Annotated in this window: 14 protein-coding genes and 1 pseudogene; 4 read left to right on the forward strand and 11 right to left on the reverse strand. The window is 64.3% G+C overall.

Annotation, left to right across the window (positions count from 1 at the left end):
• Position 1 precedes the first annotated feature (1 nt).
• From AC1Z32_RS34940 to AC1Z32_RS34950, 3 genes and pseudogenes are all read right to left on the reverse strand, one after another.
• On the reverse strand, positions 2 to 1,627 hold the full coding sequence (locus AC1Z32_RS34940; protein WP_483483437.1) for an FAD-dependent monooxygenase: 1,626 nt from the start codon (positions 1,625 to 1,627) through the stop codon (positions 2 to 4).
• 219 nt (positions 1,628 to 1,846) lie between these two features.
• A complete protein-coding gene (gene tssC, locus AC1Z32_RS34945) occupies positions 1,847 to 3,400 on the reverse strand; it encodes a type VI secretion system contractile sheath large subunit (protein WP_483483438.1) in 1,554 nt (517 codons plus the stop codon).
• A gap of 45 nt (positions 3,401 to 3,445) precedes the next feature.
• A pseudogene (locus tag AC1Z32_RS34950) lies at positions 3,446 to 3,565 on the reverse strand (type VI secretion system contractile sheath small subunit); the annotation flags it as partial.
• A 604-nt stretch (positions 3,566 to 4,169) separates the two neighbouring features.
• Between AC1Z32_RS34950 and AC1Z32_RS34955 the strand changes: the two are divergent.
• Entirely contained in the window at positions 4,170 to 5,735 is a 1,566-nt protein-coding gene (locus AC1Z32_RS34955; RefSeq protein ID WP_483483439.1) for an AAA family ATPase, read from the forward strand.
• Positions 5,736 to 5,849: 114 nt separating this feature from the next.
• Here the strand turns inward: AC1Z32_RS34955 and AC1Z32_RS34960 are convergent, their stop codons facing one another.
• From AC1Z32_RS34960 to sauS, 3 genes are all read right to left on the reverse strand, one after another.
• Complete coding sequence (locus tag AC1Z32_RS34960) at positions 5,850 to 7,190, reverse strand: MFS transporter (protein ID WP_483483440.1); 1,341 nt, start codon at positions 7,188 to 7,190, stop codon at positions 5,850 to 5,852.
• A 61-nt stretch (positions 7,191 to 7,251) separates the two neighbouring features.
• A complete protein-coding gene (locus tag AC1Z32_RS34965) occupies positions 7,252 to 8,886 on the reverse strand; it encodes an AMP-binding protein (protein ID WP_483483441.1) in 1,635 nt (544 codons plus the stop codon).
• Positions 8,883 to 10,346, reverse strand: coding sequence for an acylating sulfoacetaldehyde dehydrogenase (gene sauS, locus AC1Z32_RS34970; RefSeq protein WP_483483442.1), 1,464 nt, complete (start codon positions 10,344 to 10,346; stop codon positions 8,883 to 8,885). The genes AC1Z32_RS34965 and sauS overlap by 4 nt, the downstream gene beginning before the upstream one ends.
• A 210-nt stretch (positions 10,347 to 10,556) precedes the next feature.
• Between sauS and AC1Z32_RS34975 the strand changes: the two genes are divergently transcribed.
• Positions 10,557 to 11,318, forward strand: coding sequence for an IclR family transcriptional regulator (locus tag AC1Z32_RS34975; RefSeq protein WP_483483443.1), 762 nt, complete (start codon positions 10,557 to 10,559; stop codon positions 11,316 to 11,318).
• 44 nt (positions 11,319 to 11,362) lie between these two features.
• Here the strand turns inward: AC1Z32_RS34975 and AC1Z32_RS34980 are convergent, their stop codons facing one another.
• The 5 genes from AC1Z32_RS34980 to AC1Z32_RS35000 form a co-directional block, all read right to left on the reverse strand.
• A complete protein-coding gene (locus tag AC1Z32_RS34980) occupies positions 11,363 to 12,802 on the reverse strand; it encodes an amino acid permease (protein ID WP_483483444.1) in 1,440 nt (479 codons plus the stop codon).
• Positions 12,803 to 12,908: 106 nt separating this feature from the next.
• A complete protein-coding gene (locus AC1Z32_RS34985; protein WP_062609508.1) occupies positions 12,909 to 13,298 on the reverse strand; it encodes a nuclear transport factor 2 family protein in 390 nt (129 codons plus the stop codon).
• Between the two features lie 43 nt (positions 13,299 to 13,341).
• Complete coding sequence (locus AC1Z32_RS34990) at positions 13,342 to 14,775, reverse strand: NAD(P)/FAD-dependent oxidoreductase (protein WP_483483445.1); 1,434 nt, start codon at positions 14,773 to 14,775, stop codon at positions 13,342 to 13,344.
• A 275-nt stretch (positions 14,776 to 15,050) separates the two neighbouring features.
• Entirely contained in the window at positions 15,051 to 16,784 is a 1,734-nt protein-coding gene (locus tag AC1Z32_RS34995; RefSeq protein WP_483483446.1) for a cobaltochelatase CobT-related protein, read from the reverse strand.
• Positions 16,781 to 17,767: an AAA family ATPase gene (locus AC1Z32_RS35000; RefSeq protein ID WP_483483447.1), complete on the reverse strand. Its 987-nt coding sequence runs from the start codon at positions 17,765 to 17,767 to the stop codon at positions 16,781 to 16,783. The genes AC1Z32_RS34995 and AC1Z32_RS35000 overlap by 4 nt, the downstream gene beginning before the upstream one ends.
• Before the next feature lie 160 nt (positions 17,768 to 17,927).
• Between AC1Z32_RS35000 and AC1Z32_RS35005 the strand changes: the two genes are divergently transcribed.
• Positions 17,928 to 18,680, forward strand: a complete 753-nt coding sequence (locus AC1Z32_RS35005) for an IclR family transcriptional regulator (protein ID WP_483483448.1) — start codon at positions 17,928 to 17,930, stop codon at positions 18,678 to 18,680.
• A 118-nt stretch (positions 18,681 to 18,798) separates the two neighbouring features.
• Positions 18,799 to 19,647, forward strand: coding sequence for an IclR family transcriptional regulator (locus tag AC1Z32_RS35010; RefSeq protein WP_483483449.1), 849 nt, complete (start codon positions 18,799 to 18,801; stop codon positions 19,645 to 19,647).
• Positions 19,648 to 19,818 lie beyond the last annotated feature (171 nt).

A 19,818-nucleotide genomic window follows, 5' to 3' on the forward strand; every position in this document is an offset into this window, starting at 1 on the left:
GCTAGCGCGCCGCCTTTCGACCCAACACGCGATGGAGCCATGCGATCAGCGCTTCCGATGAACAGGACGCGCTTCTATAGCCAATATGCCCGTCCGGCCGCACGGCCCACGCCATGCCGTTTTTCGCGCCGAACGCGTCGGCGAACGTGCCTTCGCTATCGCTCAGCGTTCGATACGCTTCCTGCGCGGGTTTGAACGCCGGCGCGGCGGCAACCTCCGGCGACACGATCAACACCGCGCTCGCCGCCGTGCCGAGTGACGCGCGCCACGCATCCACGGCCGCATCGAACGCGGCGATGCGCGCGCCGTCGGCATTGTCATCGATATAGCCGACGAGTGTGTGACGCCCGCGTCCGAGATGATCGCGCAGCCGCTGCGCATGCCCGACGAAGGCCTGCACGAGGCCGCCCGCTTCCGGCGCGCGATCGCCAGGCGCGGGCAATTCCGCGGCCATGTCAGCGCATTCGTCCGCGACGATCGGGCTGCCGCGATAACCCACGAGCAATTGCGTCTCACGCATCGCGGGCCTGATTTCGCCGTGCGCGAGGACCGTGTTCAACGCACGGCTCGTCGATTCGACGACATCGAGCCCGACCGGCCGCCGCTCCGCTTCGTAACTGTCGAGCAGCGATGCGCCCGCCGCACCGCGCGCCGCGAGCGCGAGCTTCCACGCGAGATTGTGCGCATCCTGCAAGCCGGTGTTCATGCCCTGCCCGCCGACGGGCGGATGAATATGCGCGGCATCGCCCGCGAGAAACACGCGTCCGCGCGCGTAGTTCCGCGCGATCCGATGGCTCACGCGATACACCGACGACCAGCGCATCGACGAGAGCCGCGTGTCCTTCGGCAGAATCGGCAGCATGATGCGCTCGATCTCGGCGAAGTCGGGCGTGGAGTTCAGCGTATGGCGGGCGGCATCATCGGGAAGGAGGACCATGGACAGCCGATAGCGGCGCGCCGAGCCGCGCACCGGCAGCGCGGCGAGCGAGGTCGATCCCGCGCCGCCCTCCCCCGTCACGTTGAAGCGATACATCCGGCCGCGCGGCAGACGCCAGTCGACATCGACATCCGCGAGCATGAAGGTCTGCGGATACTGATCGCCTTCGAAGGCCACGTCGAGCTGGCGCCGCACCGTGCTGCGCGCGCCGTCGCAACCGACGAGCCAGCGGCATCGAATGATGCGGCTCTCGCCGCAGGCGTCCTGGATGCGCGCGTCGATGGCATCGCCCGATTCCGTGAAATCGACGAGCGTCGCGCCGTATTCGACGTGCCCGCCGTTGCGCGCGAGCGCCGCCTCCAGAATGCGCTCGGTCTCGAACTGCGCGAGCGAGAGCGCGCCATACGGCAGCCCTTCGCGCGGAATCTCGGCGCTGAACGCGAGCGCGCCGTCCTGAAACGTGTCGGCGCCGGTGAGCCACACGCCCGCGTCGATCGCGTCGCGTGTCATGTCCAGGTCCTCGAATATCTCCAGCGTGCGCGCCGTGACGCCCAGCGCCTTCACGAAGAAGACGCGCTCGTCGTGCGCGTCGATCACGCGCACCTTCACGCCGTCGCGGCGCAGTTCAGCGGCGAGCATCAGGCCGACTGGGCCCGCACCGGCAACCAGCACATCTGTCGTATCGAGCATGATGCGATTTCTCCTGAAGAAACCGGGGATGCCTTGGCGCGTGACGAGGTTCGTCGTCGTGGGCCGGTGTCAGGGAGAATAACCGCTAAGGGTGGGATTGTGGCGCGGTCGTCGCGATTGACGAAGGATGCTTGTTTTCACCCTCCAAACGATTACGCCGGGACGGCTCATCGAGCCACCCCGGCGCATTGCTCAAATGCTATCGAACGCTTCGGCGAATCAGCTCTTCGCCTTCGGCATTTGCGAAACCAGCGACAAGCCGATATCCATGCCTTCCACCTGGAAGTGCGGCACGATGAAGAGCTTGATGCGGAAGAAGCCTGGATTGTCCTCGATGTCCTCGACCATCACCTTCGCCTCGCGCAGCGGATGCGACGCCTGCAGTTCATCGCCCGGATCTTTCATCTCGGTGACGAGGCCCTTGATCCAGTTGTTGAGCTCGAGCTCGAGCAGACGACGGTCCTTGGTCGTGCCGATGTTCTCGCGCTGAATCAGCTTCAGGTAGTGCGCAATGCGCGACAGCAGGAAGATGTACGGCAGACGCGCGTTGATGCGGCTGTTCGCGGTCGCTTCCTTGGTCTCGTAGAGCGCGGGCTTCTGCGTCGAGTTCGCCGAGAAGAAGCACGCGAAATCATGGTTCTTGTAGAACGAGAGCGGAATGAAGCCGAGGTTCGCGAACTCGAATTCGCGCGTTTCGGGAATCAGGACTTCGGTCGGGATCTTCGGCTGCACGCCGGTGCCGAGGTCATACAGATGCACGGGCAAATCTTCGACCTTGCCGCCTGCCTGCGGGCCGCGGATCTGCACGCACCAGCCGTTGTTCACGAAGCTGCGCGTCATGTTCGCCGCGAACGCGAACGACGCATTCACCCACAGATAGCGATCGTGGTCCGGGCCCTTGACCTGCTCCTCGTAGTTGAACGCGCGCACGGGCGTCGTGTCCTTTCCGTACGGCAGGCGGCCGAGCACGCGCGGCATCACGAGGCCGACGTAGCGCGCATCGTCCGTGTCGCGGAAGCTCTTCCACTTGATGTATTCGGCGCGGTCGAAGTAGTTGCCGATGTCCTGGATGGCCGCGACTTCTTCCATCGACTTCTTGCCGAAGAACGCCGCGCCCACCGAGCCGATGAACGGCATGTGCGCCGCCGCCGCGACCTTGGAGATGTTGCGCAGCAAGGCCACGTCCTGCGGCGAGTTGGCGAACTCGAAGTCGCTGACCAGCGCGCTGATCGGCTGGCCGCCCGGCGTATCGTATTCCTCGATGTAGGTCAGGCGATACAGGCCGCTCTGGATCAGCTCCGGCGCATCATCGAAGTCGCGGACCAGCGCGTCCTTCGAGACATCCAGCACTTCGATACGCGCGTTCTTGCGGAAATCCGTGCGCGACACGAGCATCTTGAGGCCGCGCCAGCGGCCTTCCAGCGCCTGGAACTCGGGGTTGTGCATGACCGCGTCGAGCTGCTGGCTGATCTGGCGATCGAGCTGTCCGATGAAGAAATCGAGCAGCGACTTGTCGAGGCGATCCACGGGCTTGCTCGTCTGCGCGACGAGATCGAGGAACGCACCCATGCCGCGCGCAAGGCGTTCGTCGGCGGACGCTTCGGACAGCATGTCGTTGTCACGGAATGCCTCGAGCGGACGCGCCTGCGACACCGTGTTCAGGTTGATCTTGTTGCACAGCGATTCATAGACGCTGTCGCCATGAGACGCTTGCGGGGCGTCGAGCACGACGGTCTCGCCTGCGGCGCTCGCACGGGCTTCTTTCTTGTTCATGTTCGGTCCTGTCTGGGATGCTTGCCGGATTGAGGCCTGCCGGGCTCAGGCGTTTCCTTCGGGTTGCGTCGCCGCCGTGGCGATCTGCGAAAGCTCGCCGCGCAGCTTGTCCGAGAGTTCCTTGCTCTTCAGGATTTTTTCGAACTCGCGCCGGAAGGTGCCGTTGAAGACCGATGCAGTTGCGAATCTGCTCGGGCGTCAATCTTCTCCCAAGAGAAGCCGTCAGTAGTCGGTAAGTCGACCGGTAGCGATGCGAGTCTGGATTCGCCTCGCCCCACGCGTAAAGTCGATTTGCAAAAGCTTCAGGGTCCTCAACGAACTGGAAGACCAAAGCGCGCGTTCTATGCAGTCGAGGTTTTAGCAGATACCAATCTCGACCGCGAGGGACTCGCGAGAGCAGCTTTGTCTCAGTAATCATAGTCGGCCGCCCGGGGTGGTCGATTAGCTCGACGTATCGCTTTATTACCTGCTGCGACATTTTGATGTCCAACAATCGGTCTCGCTCAAGCTGCTCTGCGGCTTGTTGAGGAGGCTGCAATCCGGGAGGCTTTTTGGGCAACTTCCTGCTGTACCACTCGGAGTCGTTCTCGATTAACCACCGTGAGGTACCTCGGGGATCGGCGCGGGCAATTCGGCCGGCGGCTCGGACGCGGCCAATCTGCTGAAGCCGGCGCTCGCGCGCGGCGAGCTGCGCACCATCGCGGCCACGACGTGGTCCGAGTACAAGGAATACTTCGAGCGCGACGCGGCGCTCGAACGGCGCTTCCAGATGGTCAAGGTCGAAGAGCCGGATGACGACGCGGCCTGCCTCATGCTGCGCGGACTCGCCACGCGCTACGCGAAGCACCACAACGTGCATATCCGCGACGAAGCGCTCGTCGCGGCCGTCAGGCTGTCGCGCCGCTATATCCCCGCGCGCCAGCTGCCGGACAAGGCCGTCGATCTGATCGACACCGCCGCCGCCCGCGTACGCATGGGGCTCGATACGCCGCCCGCCGAACTGCAGCGCGCCCGCGCGGCCGTGGCGGCGCTCGAACTCGAACGCGCGGGCATCGATGCGGACGAGCGCGCGGGCATCGACGATGCCGCCGCGCGTCGCCAGGCGCTCGAAGCGGCCATATCGCACGCGACTCAGGAGCTCGCCGGCATTCAGGCGCGCTACGAACGCGAGATGTCGCTGGTTCGCGCGCTGCTGGAACAACGCGGCGACGGCCACGCCAGGCCCGACGCAGAGGCCTTCGCCGCCGCGAAAAAAGCGCTCGCCGAAACACAAGGCAAGACGCCGCTCATCTTCGCCGATGTCGATGCGCAGGCCATCGCGCGCGTCGTCGCCGAATGGACCGGCGTGCCGGTGGGCAATCTCGTCGAAGACGAACTGCTCAACCTGCTCGCGCTCGAAGATCAGCTGCAAGAACGCGTGATCGCGCAGGACGATGCGCTCGGCATGCTCGCGCAAAGCCTGCGCACCGCGAAGGCGGGGCTCAAGAGCGAGCACGCGCCGCTCGGCGTCTTCCTGCTGACCGGCACCTCGGGCGTCGGCAAGACAGAGACGGCGCTCGCGCTCGCCGACGTGCTCTTCGGCGGCGAGGCCGCGCTCACGACGATCAACATGTCGGAGTATCAGGAGGCGCACACGGTCTCGCAATTGAAGGGCTCGCCGCCGGGCTACGTCGGATACGGACGCGGCGGCATCCTGACCGAAGCGGTGCGCCAGCGCCCCTACAGCGTCGTGTTGCTCGATGAAGTCGAGAAGGCGCATCGCGACGTGCTCGACATGTTCTATCAGGTATTCGACCGCGGCTCGATGCGCGATGGCGAGGGCCGCGAGATCGACTTCCGCAACTGCGTGATCCTGATGACATCGAACCTCGGCAGCGAACAGATTCACGACGCGACGATGGACACACCCGACATCGCGCATGCCGCGCTGCTCGACGCCATTCATGACCCGCTCGTGAAGCACTTCCAGCCCGCGCTGCTCGCGCGCTTCCAGACGCTCGTCTACCGTCCGCTGGATGTGAGCGCGCTCGGCAGCATCGTGCGGCTGAAGATCGCGAAAATCGCCGGCCGGCTAAAGCGCCAGCACGATGTGACGCTCGTCTGCGACGAATCGCTGATCGCATCGCTTGCCGGGTTGTGCTTGTCGCGCGAATCGGGCGCGCGCAACATCGACGCGTTCCTCGATCAGCGCATCCTGCCGACGGTCTCGCGCGAGCTGCTCACGCGCATGGCGAGCGGCGCAGCGCCCGCCGAGATTCGCCTCGCGAGTTCGGAAGAAGGCAATCTGACGATCGAGTTCGTCGATCGCGGCGAGACCGCGCACACGGGCGTTTGACAGCCCGGTCCGCAGGTTCGAGATGATCTGCCATCTGAAGCGCACGGACTCGTGCGCTTCAGATGGGCGCGCGTGAGGGGAAGCCGAGGTCATCCCCTCCGCCAACGGCGCACGCTACTCATGCCACTGCCCCGCCCCACCTGCGAACGCCGGCACGCCCATCTCCTCGCGACTCCTCGCCTCGCGGGCCTCGTCGGCCTCCACCGTCTTGCTCGTATCGATAAAGAGCGCCGCGACCGCGCCCACCGCGAGCAGCCCCGCCGAGATCGTGAACGGCACGTTATAGCTGCCCGTCTGCTGGATCAGATAGCCGAACGCCACCGGCGACACCATGCCCGCCACGCCGAAGCCCGTGTTCATCATGCCGCCCGCCGTGCCCGCATACTTGCCCGCGATATCGAGCGGCAAGGTCCACAACACCGGATTCGTGATCTCGAGGAAGAAGAACGAAGCGGTGAGGAACCACACGGCGGCGATCGGGCTCGGCGCATTGACCATCGGCAGGAGGAACGCGAGCGAGCCGCCCATGCCCACCACCAGAATGCTGCAACGCGCGAGACGCAGCCGCCCCGTCATCCTGTAGATGCGGTCCGAGAGCACGCCGCCGAGCGTATCGCCGATCACGCCCGCGAGCAGCGGCAACGCGGTGAACAGGGCGAGATGCTTCAGATCGAAGCCGCGCGACTCCTTCAGATACGAAGGCAGCCACGTCAGATACACCCACAGCAGCCAGCCATAGCAGAAGTCGACGAACGTCACGAGCCACATGCGGTGGATCAGCTTGCGCCACGGCGTCGGGTTCTTGCTCGCCCGCGCGCATTCCCCCGCGCGATAGCCGATTTCAGCAGTTTCCTCGGGCGTCACGCGACGGTTTTCATCGGGCGAATTGGTGAAGACGCAGAGATACAGCACCGTCCACGCGAGACTCGCGACGCCGAGCAGGATGAACGCCTCGCGCCAGCCCGCCGCCGCCACGACCGCGAGCACGAGCGGCGGCGTCACCGCGCCGCCGAGCCGCGCGAAGCTGTGCGTGATGCCCTGCGCGAAGCCGCGCTCGTGCACCGGCATCCAGAAGGTGAAGGCGCGCGTGGCGGTCGGGAACGCGCCGCCCTCGCCGATGCCGAGCGCGAGCCGCAGCAACACGAGCATCCCGATGCTGCCCGCGAAGCCCGTCGCGAGCGTCGCCGCGCCCCAGATCAGCGAGAGCACGGTGAGTACGAGCTTGGGGCCGAAGCGGTCGGCAAGCCATCCGCCGACGATCTGCATCACCGCATACGGATACGCAAACGCGGAAAACACGAGCCCGAGCTGCACGTTCGTCAAACCCATCTCCTGGCGAATCAACGGACCCGCCACGGCGATGTTCACCCGGTCGATGTACGAGATGAAGTACATCAGACACATCACGCCGAGAATGATATGGCGCGTTTTCACGCGCTGACGATGCCTGTTCATGCTGTCTCCTAAGTCCATCTTATGTGGAACGGTCGAGTCTTGCGAGTGAACCCGCGCACGCTTATCCGGCGGGCGGCGGGCCCTGCACGAGCTTCAGGCGCTGCACCTTGCCCGATGGTCCGCGCGGCAATGCATCGGTGAAGCGGAATTCGCGCGGTGTCTTGTAGCGGCCGAGTTCACGCAGGCAATGCGCGCGGAGATCGGCGACATCGAGCGAACCGGCGCCGCCGCTCGGCACGATGAACGCGACGATGTCCTGCCCGTACGCCGGATCCGGCACGCCGACAGCGGCCGCTTCGAGTACGCCCGGATGACGCAGGAGCGCCTCGTCGATCTCGCGCGGCGCGATGTTCTCGCCGCCTTTGATGATCAGTTCCTTCGCGCGTCCGTTGATGTAGAAAAAGCCCGCTTCGTCGCGATAGCCGAGATCGCCGGTGCGCAGCCATCCGTCGGCGGTGAAGGCGTTGCGGGTTTCGTCGGGACGCTTGTAATAGCCGCTCATCAGCTGCTCGCCGCGCAATACGAGCTCGCCGGTTTCGTGGGCCACGCACTCGCGTCCTTCGAGATCGACGATCTTCGCTTCGCCGCCCGATGGCAAGCCAATGCTGCCTATCCTTCTCATCGCCTGATCATACGGATTACTGAATGCTGGCGCGGCGGTCTCCGTCATTCCCATCGTTTCGATGACGCCGATGCCGAAGCGCTCCTCGAACGCGCGGTGATGATCCGCCGGCAACGCAGCCGATGCGCTGCGGCAGAACTTCAGCGCCGACAGATCGCAGCCCTGCGCGCCCTCGCCGTTCAGCAAGTAAGCGACGATAGTCGGCACCACGTTGATCCACGTGCATGCGTGTTGCGATGCCTCGCTCCAGAACGTGCGCGCGGAAAAGCGTGGCGTCATCACCGCCGAGCCGCCGTGATAAAGCGGCGTCAGCAGCGCGACGACGAGGCCGTTGATGTGATAGAGCGGCAACGACACGAGCACGCGATCGTCTTCCGTCAGGCGATGCTCCGCGCTGATGTTGCGCATGTTCGCGAGCAGGCTCCGATGACTCAGCAGCACGCCCTTGGGCGCGCCCGTCGTGCCCGATGTGTACATGAGCAGCGCGGTATCGCCGGCGTTCATCGCGCCTGAATCGCTTGCGACAATACGCGTGCCGGGCGCATCGTCGCGCACCAGCGGAATCGCGGGCGCGGGAAGCGTCGGGATATCGGGTAATGCACGCGAATCCGGCGATGTGCGCACCACCGCTATCTCTCGCTCCATGCCTTCGCCGCGCAACGCATCGATTGCTTCGACGATGATGTCGTGCGTATCGTCCGCGACGAAGATCGCGCGCGTATCCGAATGCTCGACGATGTAGCGCACCTGCGAAGGCTGGCACAACAGGTTCAGCGGATTCGCGACGAGGCCGCTGTACATCGCCGCGAGCAGCAGCCGCGCGGTCTGGATGCCGTTGCCCATGAAGACGGACACGACATCGCCCGGACGCAAACCCGCCGCCCTGAAGCGCGCTTCGAGCGCGATGCAATCGTCGCGCAATGCGCCGAACGTCAGCGCATCGTCCTGTGTTATGGAAAGCAGAAACGGCTTGTCGGGCGCGTGTGCGGCGCGCGCATCGATCAATGTGCGCAGAGTCGGCGCATCGAGCGGCACGCGGTCATGAGCAACGATTCGATCGGCGAGCGCGCTCATCGTCCGATTCTCCGGAAGTAATCGCCGAGCAATGTATCGACTTCGGGCACATGCTCCGCGATCGGATACGCGACGCGCGTGACGTTCAGGTATTGCCGATAACCGAGATTCGACGAGAAATTGTTGCCGCCCCAGGTGCCGCAGCCCATCGACAGCGAGAACGGCAGGCCGTTGTCGAAGTTGCCGCCGGTCGCGAGGCAATGCGCCTGATCGACGATCACGCGCGCCACCGGCAAGCGCGTGCCGAGCGTGACGGCGAGCGCGTCGTCGGCGCCATGCACGCCGACCGAGTGGCCCGCGCCCATGTAGCCATAGATGCCGCGCACGATACCGATTGCGGCCTCGGTGTCCTTTGCGCGATACACCGTCAGCACCGGAGAAAGCTTTTCGCCGGAGAACGGGTACTCGGACCCGTAGCCGCTCTCCTCGACCATCAGAAACTTCGGCTCGCGCGCGGCGATATCGTCGAGGCCCGCTTCACGCGCGATAGTCGCCGCCGAACGCGCGGTGCAGCGCGCCGAGAGCTTGCCCTCATGCCACATCGCCGCCTGCAATTGCGCCTTCTGCGCGGCATCCAGAAGCACGCCGCCTTGCTTCGTCAATGCATCGAGCATGCGCGTGTATATCGCGTCCTCGATCACCACGCTGTTCTCCGATGAACAGCTCGTCGCGTTATCGAATGTCTTGGACACGGCGATCTTGCGCGCCGCGTCATCGGGATTCGCGCGCGCCGTGACGATCGAAGCGACATTGCCCGCGCCCACGCCGAAAGCCGGCGTGCCGCTCGTATAGGCCATGCGGACGTTGCTTTGCGAACCGGTTGCGACGACGAGATCCGCGAGCTTCATCAGCGCGGCGGTCGCCGCCTTGCCGATCGGATGCGGCAACATCTGCACGAGATCGGCATCGAGACCCGCCTTTGCGAACTCCGCGTGAATGAACTCGATGAGCAGCGCGCACGACGAATAGCCCTTCGGCGAAGGCGCGACGATCACCGCATTGCCGCACTTGAGCGCGTTGATGATTTTGTTCGCGGGTGTCGCGGCCGGATTCGTGGATGGCGTGATCGCCGCCACCACGCCGGCCGCGCGCGCAATTTCCACGATTCCGTGTGCCTCGTCGCGCGCGATCACGCCGCACGTCGCGACGCCGTGCAGATCGCGCAGAAGGCCGAGCGTCTTGCGATGGTTCTTGCGGAACTTGTCGTCGGCATTGCCGAGGCCCGTGTCGCGTACGGCGAGTTCCGCGAGTTGCCGATTGCGCGCCGGCTCCATGATCGCCCATGCGGCGGCGGCCGCGGCGATATCGAGCGTCTCCTGCCCCGCCTGCTCGAAACGTTGCTGCGCGGCGCGCGCTCGCGCCACGAGCGCGGCGACGATGCGTTCGACATCGGGTTCTTGTGTATCCGGAGCATTGTCGCGGGGACGCGCGAGCGTTGCGCCGCTTGCCATGTGATTCATGCGATAGACCTCGGCTGTTGGAAGATTGGAGGTGCTATCCAATCTAGTCAGCCGTGTCGATCCCGCGGTCCCGTTTTCCGGGCTAACGCGTGCAGCGAAACCGCCAGCATCGGAAATTCAATTTTTCGGGACTTTCCAGAGTCCCGAAAACCGGTGTTTTCGACGCACAATGAAATACAAACGCAAAGTAGATAGACGGAGACAAGCAACGTGACGTCGAATCAATCGAATGCCGCCGCCGTGCGCGCGTTCCGCGTGCTCGAAACCCTTGCCGAGGCGAATCGGCCGTTATCGATGACCGAGCTCGTCGATGCGCTGGGCCTGCCTAAGCAGACAGTGCATCGCATCCTCGTGCAACTGATGGACGCATGGCTCATCACGCGCGGCGCGAGCGACAAGCTCTACGAATGCTCCGCGCGTGTGCGCACGCTCGCCATCAATGTGCTGATGCATGCGGGCCCCGCTGCGGCGCGTCATGCGCTGCTCGAACAGCTCGTCACCCGCGTCGGCGAAACCTGCAATCTGACGATGCTCGCGGGCAACGACGTCGTCTATGTGGATCGTGTCGAAACGGGCTGGCCGCTGCGCATGCACCTGCAGCCGGGCTCGCATGTGCCCTTGCATTGCTCGGCGAGCGGCAAGCTGCTGCTGAGCTTTCTGCCGAAGGAGCGGCGCGAGCGCATGATCGAGCGCCTGCCGCTGCGTTCGTACTCGGAACGCACCATCACGGATCGTGACGCATTGCGCCGCGAGCTTGCGTTGACGCGCCGCCGCATGCTGGCCATCAACAATCAGGAGCATTTGCAGGGACTCGTTGCGATCGCGGTGCCGGTGATGCTCGACCGCAATCGCGCTTGCGCGGCCATTGCGATTCAGGCGCCGGTGGGACGCGTCGCGCTCGAAGAACTGCTTGCCTTCGAGCCCGATCTGCGCCGCACCGCTGAAGAAACCGCCAAGACTTTCAGAGAATGAACAGCCGGTTTGCATCGCAGCAAACCGGCTGTGAACTTCAGTGCTTATCGCTCGATGGTTTGAAGATGCTGCGTCGAGTGTTCGTCTGATTCGATCTCGACTTCCTTGCGGCCGCGCTTGAACACCATATACGCGACGATCAGAATGCCGAGGCTCGCGACACCCAGCCACAGCGGCTTGCGTTGGTCAGGGATGAAGGCCATCGCCACGAGAATCGCCATCATCCCGAAGATCGCGAGCCACGTGAGATAGGGAAATCCCCACATACGCACGCGCAGGTCGTTCGCTTCGAAGCTCGTCATGCGGGCACGCAGACGCAGTTGCGAGAACGCGATCAGCAGGTACACGAAGAGCGCCACGGTGCCATACGAATTGACGAGGAAGGCGAACACCGTATCCGGCGAGATATACGACATGACCACCGACACATAGCCGAACACCGTGCCGAGCAGAATCGCGCGTGTCGGCACGCCGCGCTTGTTCACCTTCGCGAGACCGAGCGGCGCATCGCCGTGGCGCGTCAATGCGAACAGCATGCGCGAGGCGGCATACAGGCCCGAGTTCAGCGCGGACAGCACGGCGGTGAGCACGATCGCGTTCATCAGGTTGGCGGCGGCGGGCATGCCCATCACATTGAGCGCGCTCACGTAGGGCGTCGCCATCTGATGCGAATTCCAGGGCACGAGCGCCACGACCAGCGCGACCGAGCCGACATAGAACACCAGCACGCGCGTGATGACCGAATTGGTCGCCTTTGCGACAGCCTTCGCCGGTTCCTTCGCTTCAGCCGCCGCGATCGTGACGATCTCCGCGCCGAAGTAAAAGCCTGTCGCCGCCACCGCGCCTGTCATCACCGGTCCTATTCCGTTGGGCATGAAGCCGCCATGTCCGAGGAAGGTCGCGGCGACATCGGTGGTGTGCATCGACGCGGGCCACAAACCGCAGACGTACAGGCCGCCGAGGAACAGGAACACGATGATCGCGCCGACCTTGATCGACGAGAACCAGAACTCGAACTCGCCGTAGCTGGCGACCGATATCAGGTTGGTCAGCGTGAGCACGACGAGCAGCACGAGACTGATGATCCACGATGGGACATCGGGTATCCAGAACTGCACGAGTTTCGCGCCCGCGACCGCTTCGAGCGCGATCACGATGACCCAGAAGTACCAGTACATCCAGCCCGTGAGAAAGCCGGCAAGACGGCCCGGCCCACGCTGCGTCCGGAAAGCCAGCCGCGCATACTCGTAGAACGAGCCGACGGCGGGCATCGCGCAGGCCATCTCGCCGAGCATGCGCATGACGAGGACCACGAGGCCGCCTGTGATGAGAAAGGAGAGAATCGCGGCGGGACCGGCCTGCTGGATCACCACACCGCTGCCGACGAAAAGTCCGGCGCCTATGACGCCTCCCAATGCGATCATCGTCATGTGGCGCTGCTTGAGGCCGCATTTGAGATCGCTTTGCTCCGTACTCGATTGCATGTCGTCTCCTGAATTGCTCTAGTCGATGTGCGCCTTCGCCCGCGAGTTCAGTGCCAACGGGTCGAGGCGTTTCATTGCGTCACGTGGTGCCGGTCTCCTTCATGCTTCAAAGCGCCGGACGATCCTTGCGATAGGCGTTTTTCACCGCGATCTTGCCGTCCCTGAACGTGAAGACGTCCACCATGCGCGCCTCGATGCGCGAGCCGTCCGTCTTCGTCCCGCGAAACGTCGATTCCGACACGCCGCGCTCGCCGCTCACGAAGTGCTCGCCGTCCTTCCACGATGCGTCGGGGCACGTTTCCCATGCGAGCGTGAAGCCCTTGCGCACTTCATCGCGGCCCTTGAAGGTGCGGCCCAAAGCATCGGGCCCGGCCACGCCATGAAAAACGCATTCGTCCGCCATGCAGTTCATCAAAGCATCGATGTCGTGGCGGTTCCACGCATCGTTGAATGTTTCCAGCAGGCGGATGTAGTCCTGGTTCATTTGAGTGCTCATTTGAAGGGGTTTTCAGTACGTTGCGAAAGAATTCAAAGAGGGTTCAGCGCTTCTCGTCCTGCGCCAGATACTTGTGATACAGAAACCGTTGGCCGACACGGCGGAACGGCGCGAAGCCCTTCCACCGCACCATGCCCATCACGTTCGGATATTCGAGCGCGGTGTCGTAGATCGGCAGCTCGTCGCGCGTGTGCTGCCATTTCCCCGCGACGCGCTCGGCCATGCGCCGCCCCGCATGCGCGGAGAACGACACGCCGTTGCCGCCGTAACCCACCGCATAGAAGATGCTTTGCTGCGGATCGGGCTGCGCGACACGCGGCATCATGTCGTGGCTCACATCAACCCAGCCCCACCACGAGTAATCGATGCGAATGCCCTTCAACGAAGGAAACTTGCGGTGCAGCCCTTCGATCAGCACTTCCATGTGCCGGGGATTGGCCGCGTCCGCGCCGGTGATGGCGCTGCGGCTGCCGATCTGCACACGGTTATCCGGCAGCAGGCGATAGTAGAAACGCAGCGTGCGCGTATCGGTGATGACCTGGCGCGTGCGAAAGCCCGTCGAAGCCAGCTCCTCCTGCGTGAGCGGCCGCGTGACGAGCGAGTTCGAAAGAATCGGCATGATCTTCGCGGAGAGCGCGCGATGCATGTCGTTGCGCGTATAGCCGCCGGTCGCGAACGCGACCGCTTTCGCGCGAATCACGCCGCGCGGCGTGCGCACGTGATGCACGCCGCGGATCGTTTCGACGTTCAGCACGGGCGTGCTCGGATGCACCTTCACGCCGAGCGAGCGCGCCATGCGCAGGTAGCCGAACGCGAGCTTGAGCGGATGCACGCCGATGCCATCGGGCTCGAGCAGCGCCCCGCAGCTTTCGCGATCGTCGACATATGACTGCGCGACTTCCTTCGCGCTCAGCATGCGCGTGTCGTAGCCGAAGACATCGCGCATCACCTTGCATTCGTTGGCGAGGAAGTCCATCTTGCGCGCGCGATGCGCGATGTAGAGATGACCGCCCGGCTGCGGATCGCAGGCAAATTCGCCGATCAGCTGCTTGAACGTGTCGAAGCCTTCGCGGATTTCGGCATCGAGCTTGAGCGCCGTTTCCTTGCCCCAGCGCTCGATCCATTGCGAGCGATAGAGACGGCCGCTCGCGTTCTGCCCTTGCCCGCCGTTGCGGCTCGTGCAGCCCCACGCGGTGCGATTCGCATCGACGATGGTCGCGCGGATGCCGTGCTCGCGCGCCAGAAAGAGCGCGGTGGAAAGGCCGGTGAAGCCAGCGCCGACGATCAGCACATCGACATCGGCATCGCCGGGCAAGGGACCGTCGTCTGCGGGCGGCTCGCCAGCGGTCGCAACCCAGTAGGTGGGCGCATAGTCCATCGCCTGGCGGCTGATGGGCGAGACGAGCGGATCGTAGAGCGGATCGTATGGGGCGCACGCGTCGTTGTGGGCCGGTGCAACGTAGTCGAGAGTAGCCACCGATGACTCCTTGGAAAGTACCCTCATACTGCACCGAACTTTTTTTGCCTCTTAGTACCAGGCCAAAACCTTCGTTGGTGCCAGGGACACATGAGTCAGCGCGGTCCTTGCGGGGCGTGTTTGCGCGGCGCTGCTGGCCTCAACGATGGGTGTTTTCTGGCGCTATGCCATTGTTCGGCGGATTGCCATGGCGCGACGTGCGCGCGTGATGGAAATCACGCGACGCGCATCGTGTTTGAAGGAGATCGGGAGAAAGGTGCGTGGTGCTGCGATATTCAAGTGCTGCTTCGACGCCGCGCACCGAGCCATGCGGCGAGCTTCGCGAAGAGTGTCATATCGGGCGGCACGGAAAGATCGACCGCGAAGTGATGCCGGTAATACGGGCTCAGATCGAGCCCCACGCCGAGCCCGAGCACTTCCACCTTCCGCGCCGCCTCATGCTTCGCGACGACCTCGCGCAAGTGCTGATCGAGATAGTTCGGATCGTTGGCCTGCGCGGTGGCGCTGTCCATCGGGCTGCCATCGGAGATCACGACGAGAATGCGCCGCGTTTCATCTCGTGCGATAAGCCGCGCGCACGCCCAGTCCACCGCTTCTCCGTCGATGCCTTCGCGGAACAGATCGGCCTTGAAAAGCGCCGCGATATCGCCACGCGCCGCGCGCCAGCTCGCATCGCCTTCCTTGAAGATCATGTGGCACGCTTCGTTGAGCCGCCCCGGATACTTCGGCCTGCCCTTCGCGAGCCAGTCGAGCTTCGCGCGCCCGCCGTTCCATGCACCGGTCGTGAAGCCGAGCACTTCCGTCGCGACGCCCGCCATGCCGAGCGCGCGCACGAGCACGTCGATCATCGCCGCGACGGGCTCGATGCTCGCCTTCATCGACCCCGAACAGTCGATGAGAAAGCTCACCGCGCAATCGGCATGCGGCCGCTCGCGCTCGCGTCTGAACACGCGCCGTTCATCCGGCGATGCGACCACCTGCGCGAGCCGGCGCCCGTCGATGCGCCCTTCCTCCTCACCGAACGACCAGCCGTCGCGACGCGGCACGGTAATCGACGCCTGCAGCATGCGCGCGAGACGCGGCACATTGATATGGCGCGCGGCGATCAGATCGTCCAGCCGTTCGCGATATTCACGCAACAACGCGGCGCGAATCAACGTAGCCGGGCGAATGGTCTTGTCATGGCACGCGGTGAAGATGCGATAGTCCTCACCCGACGCCTCGCGCGCGCTGCTGTCACCGCTCACGGCAAGCGCGAGCCGTTCGATGTCGCCGTCTTCATCGTCGATATCGAACCATGTGCCGAGCATGGTGCGCGCGGCTTCCTCCTTCTCGTCATCGGGCGATGCATTGCTTTCGACGAACGCATGCCGCACGTCGCGCACCATCGCCCCAATCCGCCGTGCGATATCGAGCGCATGCACCGCATAAGCCCGCTGATCCGCGCCATGCCGCCGCAGTCCCGCGAGCGCGTTGCCGAGCGATGGGGCGAGCGCCGCGCGCGTCGCTTCGATGATCCCTTCCGTGGCTTCGAGCACGGCGCGGCCGGAAAGACGCGATTCGGCCATCTGCGCGACCGTATAGATCAACAGGCCGATATCGCTGTCGAGCAAGCCATGTTCGTAACACGCAAGCGACCATGCATCGAAACGATGCCGTACGTTGCGTGTCACGCCTTCCATGCCGGCGGGCACGCGCATTTCGCAACGCAACTGTTCAAGCATGTCGAAGACGACGTGCTCGACGGGATCATCGGGCGCGAGTGCGCGATGCAGCACCGCATCCGAATGCGCGATGCGCAGCGCGGACGCATCCGCCGCGCCGCGTGTCGATGCGAAATCCTCTTCGTCCCTGCGATCGCCGCGCAAATGGGGCGCATGCAGCGGCACAGGCCGCAAATGGCGATACAACTTGCCGCCGCGATAATGCAACGCTTCGTCGCCCGTCAGCGCGCGCACGGCCGCCGCGCACAGCGCGTCGCGTTGCGCGAGTTCACGCGAGTCGCTCATTTTGCCGGCTCGTCGTGCCACTGCGACGGCGTATCGAGTTCCTCGCCGAACGCGCGCTGAAAATATTCCGCGACGATCGGCCGTTCCGCTTCGTCGCATTTGTTCAGGAAAGTGAGACGCAGCGCGAGCTTCGGATCGCGGAAAACCTCGCAGTTTTCCGCCCAGCTGATCACGGTGCGCGGCGACATCAGCGTTGAAAGATCGCCGGCCTGAAAGCCGCGTCGCGTGAGGCCCGCCATGCTCACCATCGAATCGACGAGCGCGCGGCCAGCGTCGTGATCGAGCTGCGGCACGCGCGCGAGCACAATGCTCGCCTCTTCCTCGCGCGACAGATAGTTCAGCGTCGCGACCACGTTCCATCGATCGATCTGCGCATGATTCAGCATCTGCGTGCCGTGATACATGCCGTTCAGGTTTCCGAGGCCGATGGTGTTGGTCGTCGCGAACAGGCGAAAGAAGCGATGCGGCTGGATCACGCGGTTCTGGTCGAGCAGCGTGAAGCTGCCGTCGCGCTCCAGAATGCGCTGAATGACGAACATCACGTCGGGGCGGCCGGCGTCGTATTCGTCGAACACCAGCGCGACGGGCCGCTGCAGCGCCCACGGCACGATGCCTTCCTGAAACTCGGTGACCTGCACGTCATCGCGCACGACGATCGCATCCTTGCCGACGAGATCGAGACGGCTCACGTGGCCGTCGAGATTCACGCGCATGCACGGCCAGTTCAGGCGCGCAGCCACCTGCTCGATGTGCGTCGACTTGCCCGTGCCGTGCAGGCCCTGGACCATCACGCGCCGGTTGAACGCGAAGCCCGCCAGGATCGCCAGCGTGACCTCGGGATTGAACCGATACGCCTCGTCGATTTCCGGAACGTGCGGATCGCGCGTGCCGAACGCCGGTACCTTCAGATCCGTGTCGATGCCGAAAAGCGTGCGCACGGACACGCTCCGGTCCGGCTCGTCCAACCATGTATCGCGCATCATGATGCCTCGTCTCCGCTTCGTCGTCCGTCGAGGCCTCAGCATAGCAATTATATTTTTATGGAACAATTCATTTCGTTTATTTTTATCCGTTCGACCTATGGGGCGCTGATCGGCACCTCATTTAAAATAATGTCGAACAAATTCACCTGGAAACATGCCGATGGACAAGCCCGACACGCCCACGCTGCGAGCCTTCGCGCTGCTGGAATATCTGGTCCAGGCGGGCAATCCCGTATCGCTGACGGACATGGCCGAGGACATCGGCATGCCGAAGCCTTCGCTGCACCGGATGCTCGCGTCGCTCGAAGCGGGCGGTCTCGTGATTCGCGAGCCCGGCGACAAGAACGCGTACGTGGTCGGGCCGCGGCTCGCGCAACTCGGTCTCAATGTGATGACGCACGCGGGCGCGCGGCGGCTGCGCCATGCCATCCTCACGCGGCTCGTCTCCGATCTCGGTGAAACCTGCAATCTCACGATGCTGCACGAGAACGAAGTGCTGTATCTGGACCGCGTGGAAGCGCCGTGGCCGCTGCGGCTCGATCTGAAACCCGGCTCGCATGTGCCCATCTGGTGCAGCGCGAGCGGCAAGCTGCTGCTCGCGTCACAGCCGCGCGCGGAACGCAATGCGCTCGTGCGCGCAATGAAGCTCGAGCGCTACACCGCTAACACAATCACCGACACCGAGATGCTGGAGGCGGAGCTCGACCGCATCGCGAAGAAAGGCGTCGCGATCGACAACGAGGAGTTCGTGCAAGGCATCGTGTGCGCGGCGGCGCCGATCGTCGATGCGAGCGGCACGACCATCGCGGCGATCGCGGTTCATGCGCCGGTGTCGCGCACGCCGCTTTCCCGCGCCCTGGAAATGGTGCCGCGCCTCAAGGAAGCAGCGGCGGAACTCGGCAAGACGTTTTGAGCGGAACACTGCGTTCACAATAAAACTGCAACCGCCTGTTCCGAAAACTGTGGCGCGATGGGCCGAAATGGGCGTAAAGTACGCCGTAATCTGAAACCATACGTTCCATTTCCGGTTCATGCGCGACGCCAATCACAACGATCCCGCCGAGCCAGCCGGCGATGAGGCACGGACGCTCCGTCCGCTCGCCGTGCTCGAACAACTCGCGTCGGCCGGCCACACCTACACGCTGTCGCAACTCGCGGCGCGCGTGCGCATCCCCAAGGCGACGCTGCTGCGGCTGATCGATTCGCTCGAAGCGCAAGGCTACGTCACGCACATCCCCGACTCGCGCGGCACCGATCGCGGCATCGCGCTCGGGCCCCGCGCCGCCCAGCTCGCGCTCGCGACGCTTGCCAACAACGCGTTCACGCGGGCATGCCGCTCGATCCTGCGCTCTCTCGTCGACGTGATCGGCGAAAGCTGCAATCTCACCGCGCTCGACGGCGATACAGTGCTTTATATCGAGCGCGTCGAAACGGCCGAGCCGTTGCGTCTGCATATGCAGGCCGGCATGCGCGTGCCGCTGCATTGCACGGCGAGCGGCAAGCTGTTCCTTTCGCACATGCCGCTCGCCGAGCGCCGCCAGATCCTCGGCCGGCTCACGCTCACGAAACGGACCCATCGCACGCTGACAGACCAGGCGCTGCTCGAGGCCGAACTGGACCGGCTCGCCGCGCGCGGCATCGGTATCGACAACGAGGAGTTCGTGCTCGGCATGGTGGCGGTTGCGGTGCCCATCACCGATGCCGCCACCGGGCGCGTGCTCGCGTGCCTCGCCGCGCATGCGCCGACCGCTCGCGCCAATCTCAACGACCTTTTAAAAGCCGTCCCGCAACTGCGCGAAACCGCAGTGAAGCTCGCGACACTCATCGACGCGTCCGATGGATTGACGCTGATGGCGCGCCAACGTCCCGCCGCGCGCTAGCTCCCTCTTTCTCCCGAACTTCCCGCCGACGCCCGCCACACGGGCTTCGGCGGCGGTCCGGCATCGCCGGGCAGCCCACTATTCCGAATTTTTTAGAGACAAAACATTCCATTTATTTGAAAAAGAGGTTGACGCCGAAAACGACCCGTCCTACGATGTGTTCACGATACA

The sequence above is a fragment of the Caballeronia sp. 11_S32 genome (assembly GCF_056930355.1).

Excerpts from the sequence above, each read along its gene's own strand:
- AC1Z32_RS34940 (WP_483483437.1), bottom strand. The coding sequence starts at position 1,627 with ATGCTCGATACGACAGATGTGCTGGTTGCCGGTGCGGGCCCAGTCGGC.
- tssC (WP_483483438.1), bottom strand. The coding sequence starts at position 3,400 with ATGAACAAGAAAGAAGCCCGTGCGAGCGCCGCAGGCGAGACCGTCGTG.
- AC1Z32_RS34955 (WP_483483439.1), top strand. The coding sequence starts at position 4,170 with ATGGTCAAGGTCGAAGAGCCGGATGACGACGCGGCCTGCCTCATGCTG.
- AC1Z32_RS34960 (WP_483483440.1), bottom strand. The coding sequence starts at position 7,190 with ATGAACAGGCATCGTCAGCGCGTGAAAACGCGCCATATCATTCTCGGC.
- AC1Z32_RS34965 (WP_483483441.1), bottom strand. The coding sequence starts at position 8,886 with ATGAGCGCGCTCGCCGATCGAATCGTTGCTCATGACCGCGTGCCGCTC.
- sauS (WP_483483442.1), bottom strand. The coding sequence starts at position 10,346 with ATGAATCACATGGCAAGCGGCGCAACGCTCGCGCGTCCCCGCGACAAT.
- AC1Z32_RS34980 (WP_483483444.1), bottom strand. The coding sequence starts at position 12,802 with ATGCAATCGAGTACGGAGCAAAGCGATCTCAAATGCGGCCTCAAGCAG.
- AC1Z32_RS34985 (WP_062609508.1), bottom strand. The coding sequence starts at position 13,298 with ATGAGCACTCAAATGAACCAGGACTACATCCGCCTGCTGGAAACATTC.
- AC1Z32_RS34995 (WP_483483446.1), bottom strand. The coding sequence starts at position 16,784 with ATGAGCGACTCGCGTGAACTCGCGCAACGCGACGCGCTGTGCGCGGCG.
- AC1Z32_RS35000 (WP_483483447.1), bottom strand. The coding sequence starts at position 17,767 with ATGATGCGCGATACATGGTTGGACGAGCCGGACCGGAGCGTGTCCGTG.
- AC1Z32_RS35005 (WP_483483448.1), top strand. The coding sequence starts at position 17,928 with ATGGACAAGCCCGACACGCCCACGCTGCGAGCCTTCGCGCTGCTGGAA.
- AC1Z32_RS35010 (WP_483483449.1), top strand. The coding sequence starts at position 18,799 with ATGCGCGACGCCAATCACAACGATCCCGCCGAGCCAGCCGGCGATGAG.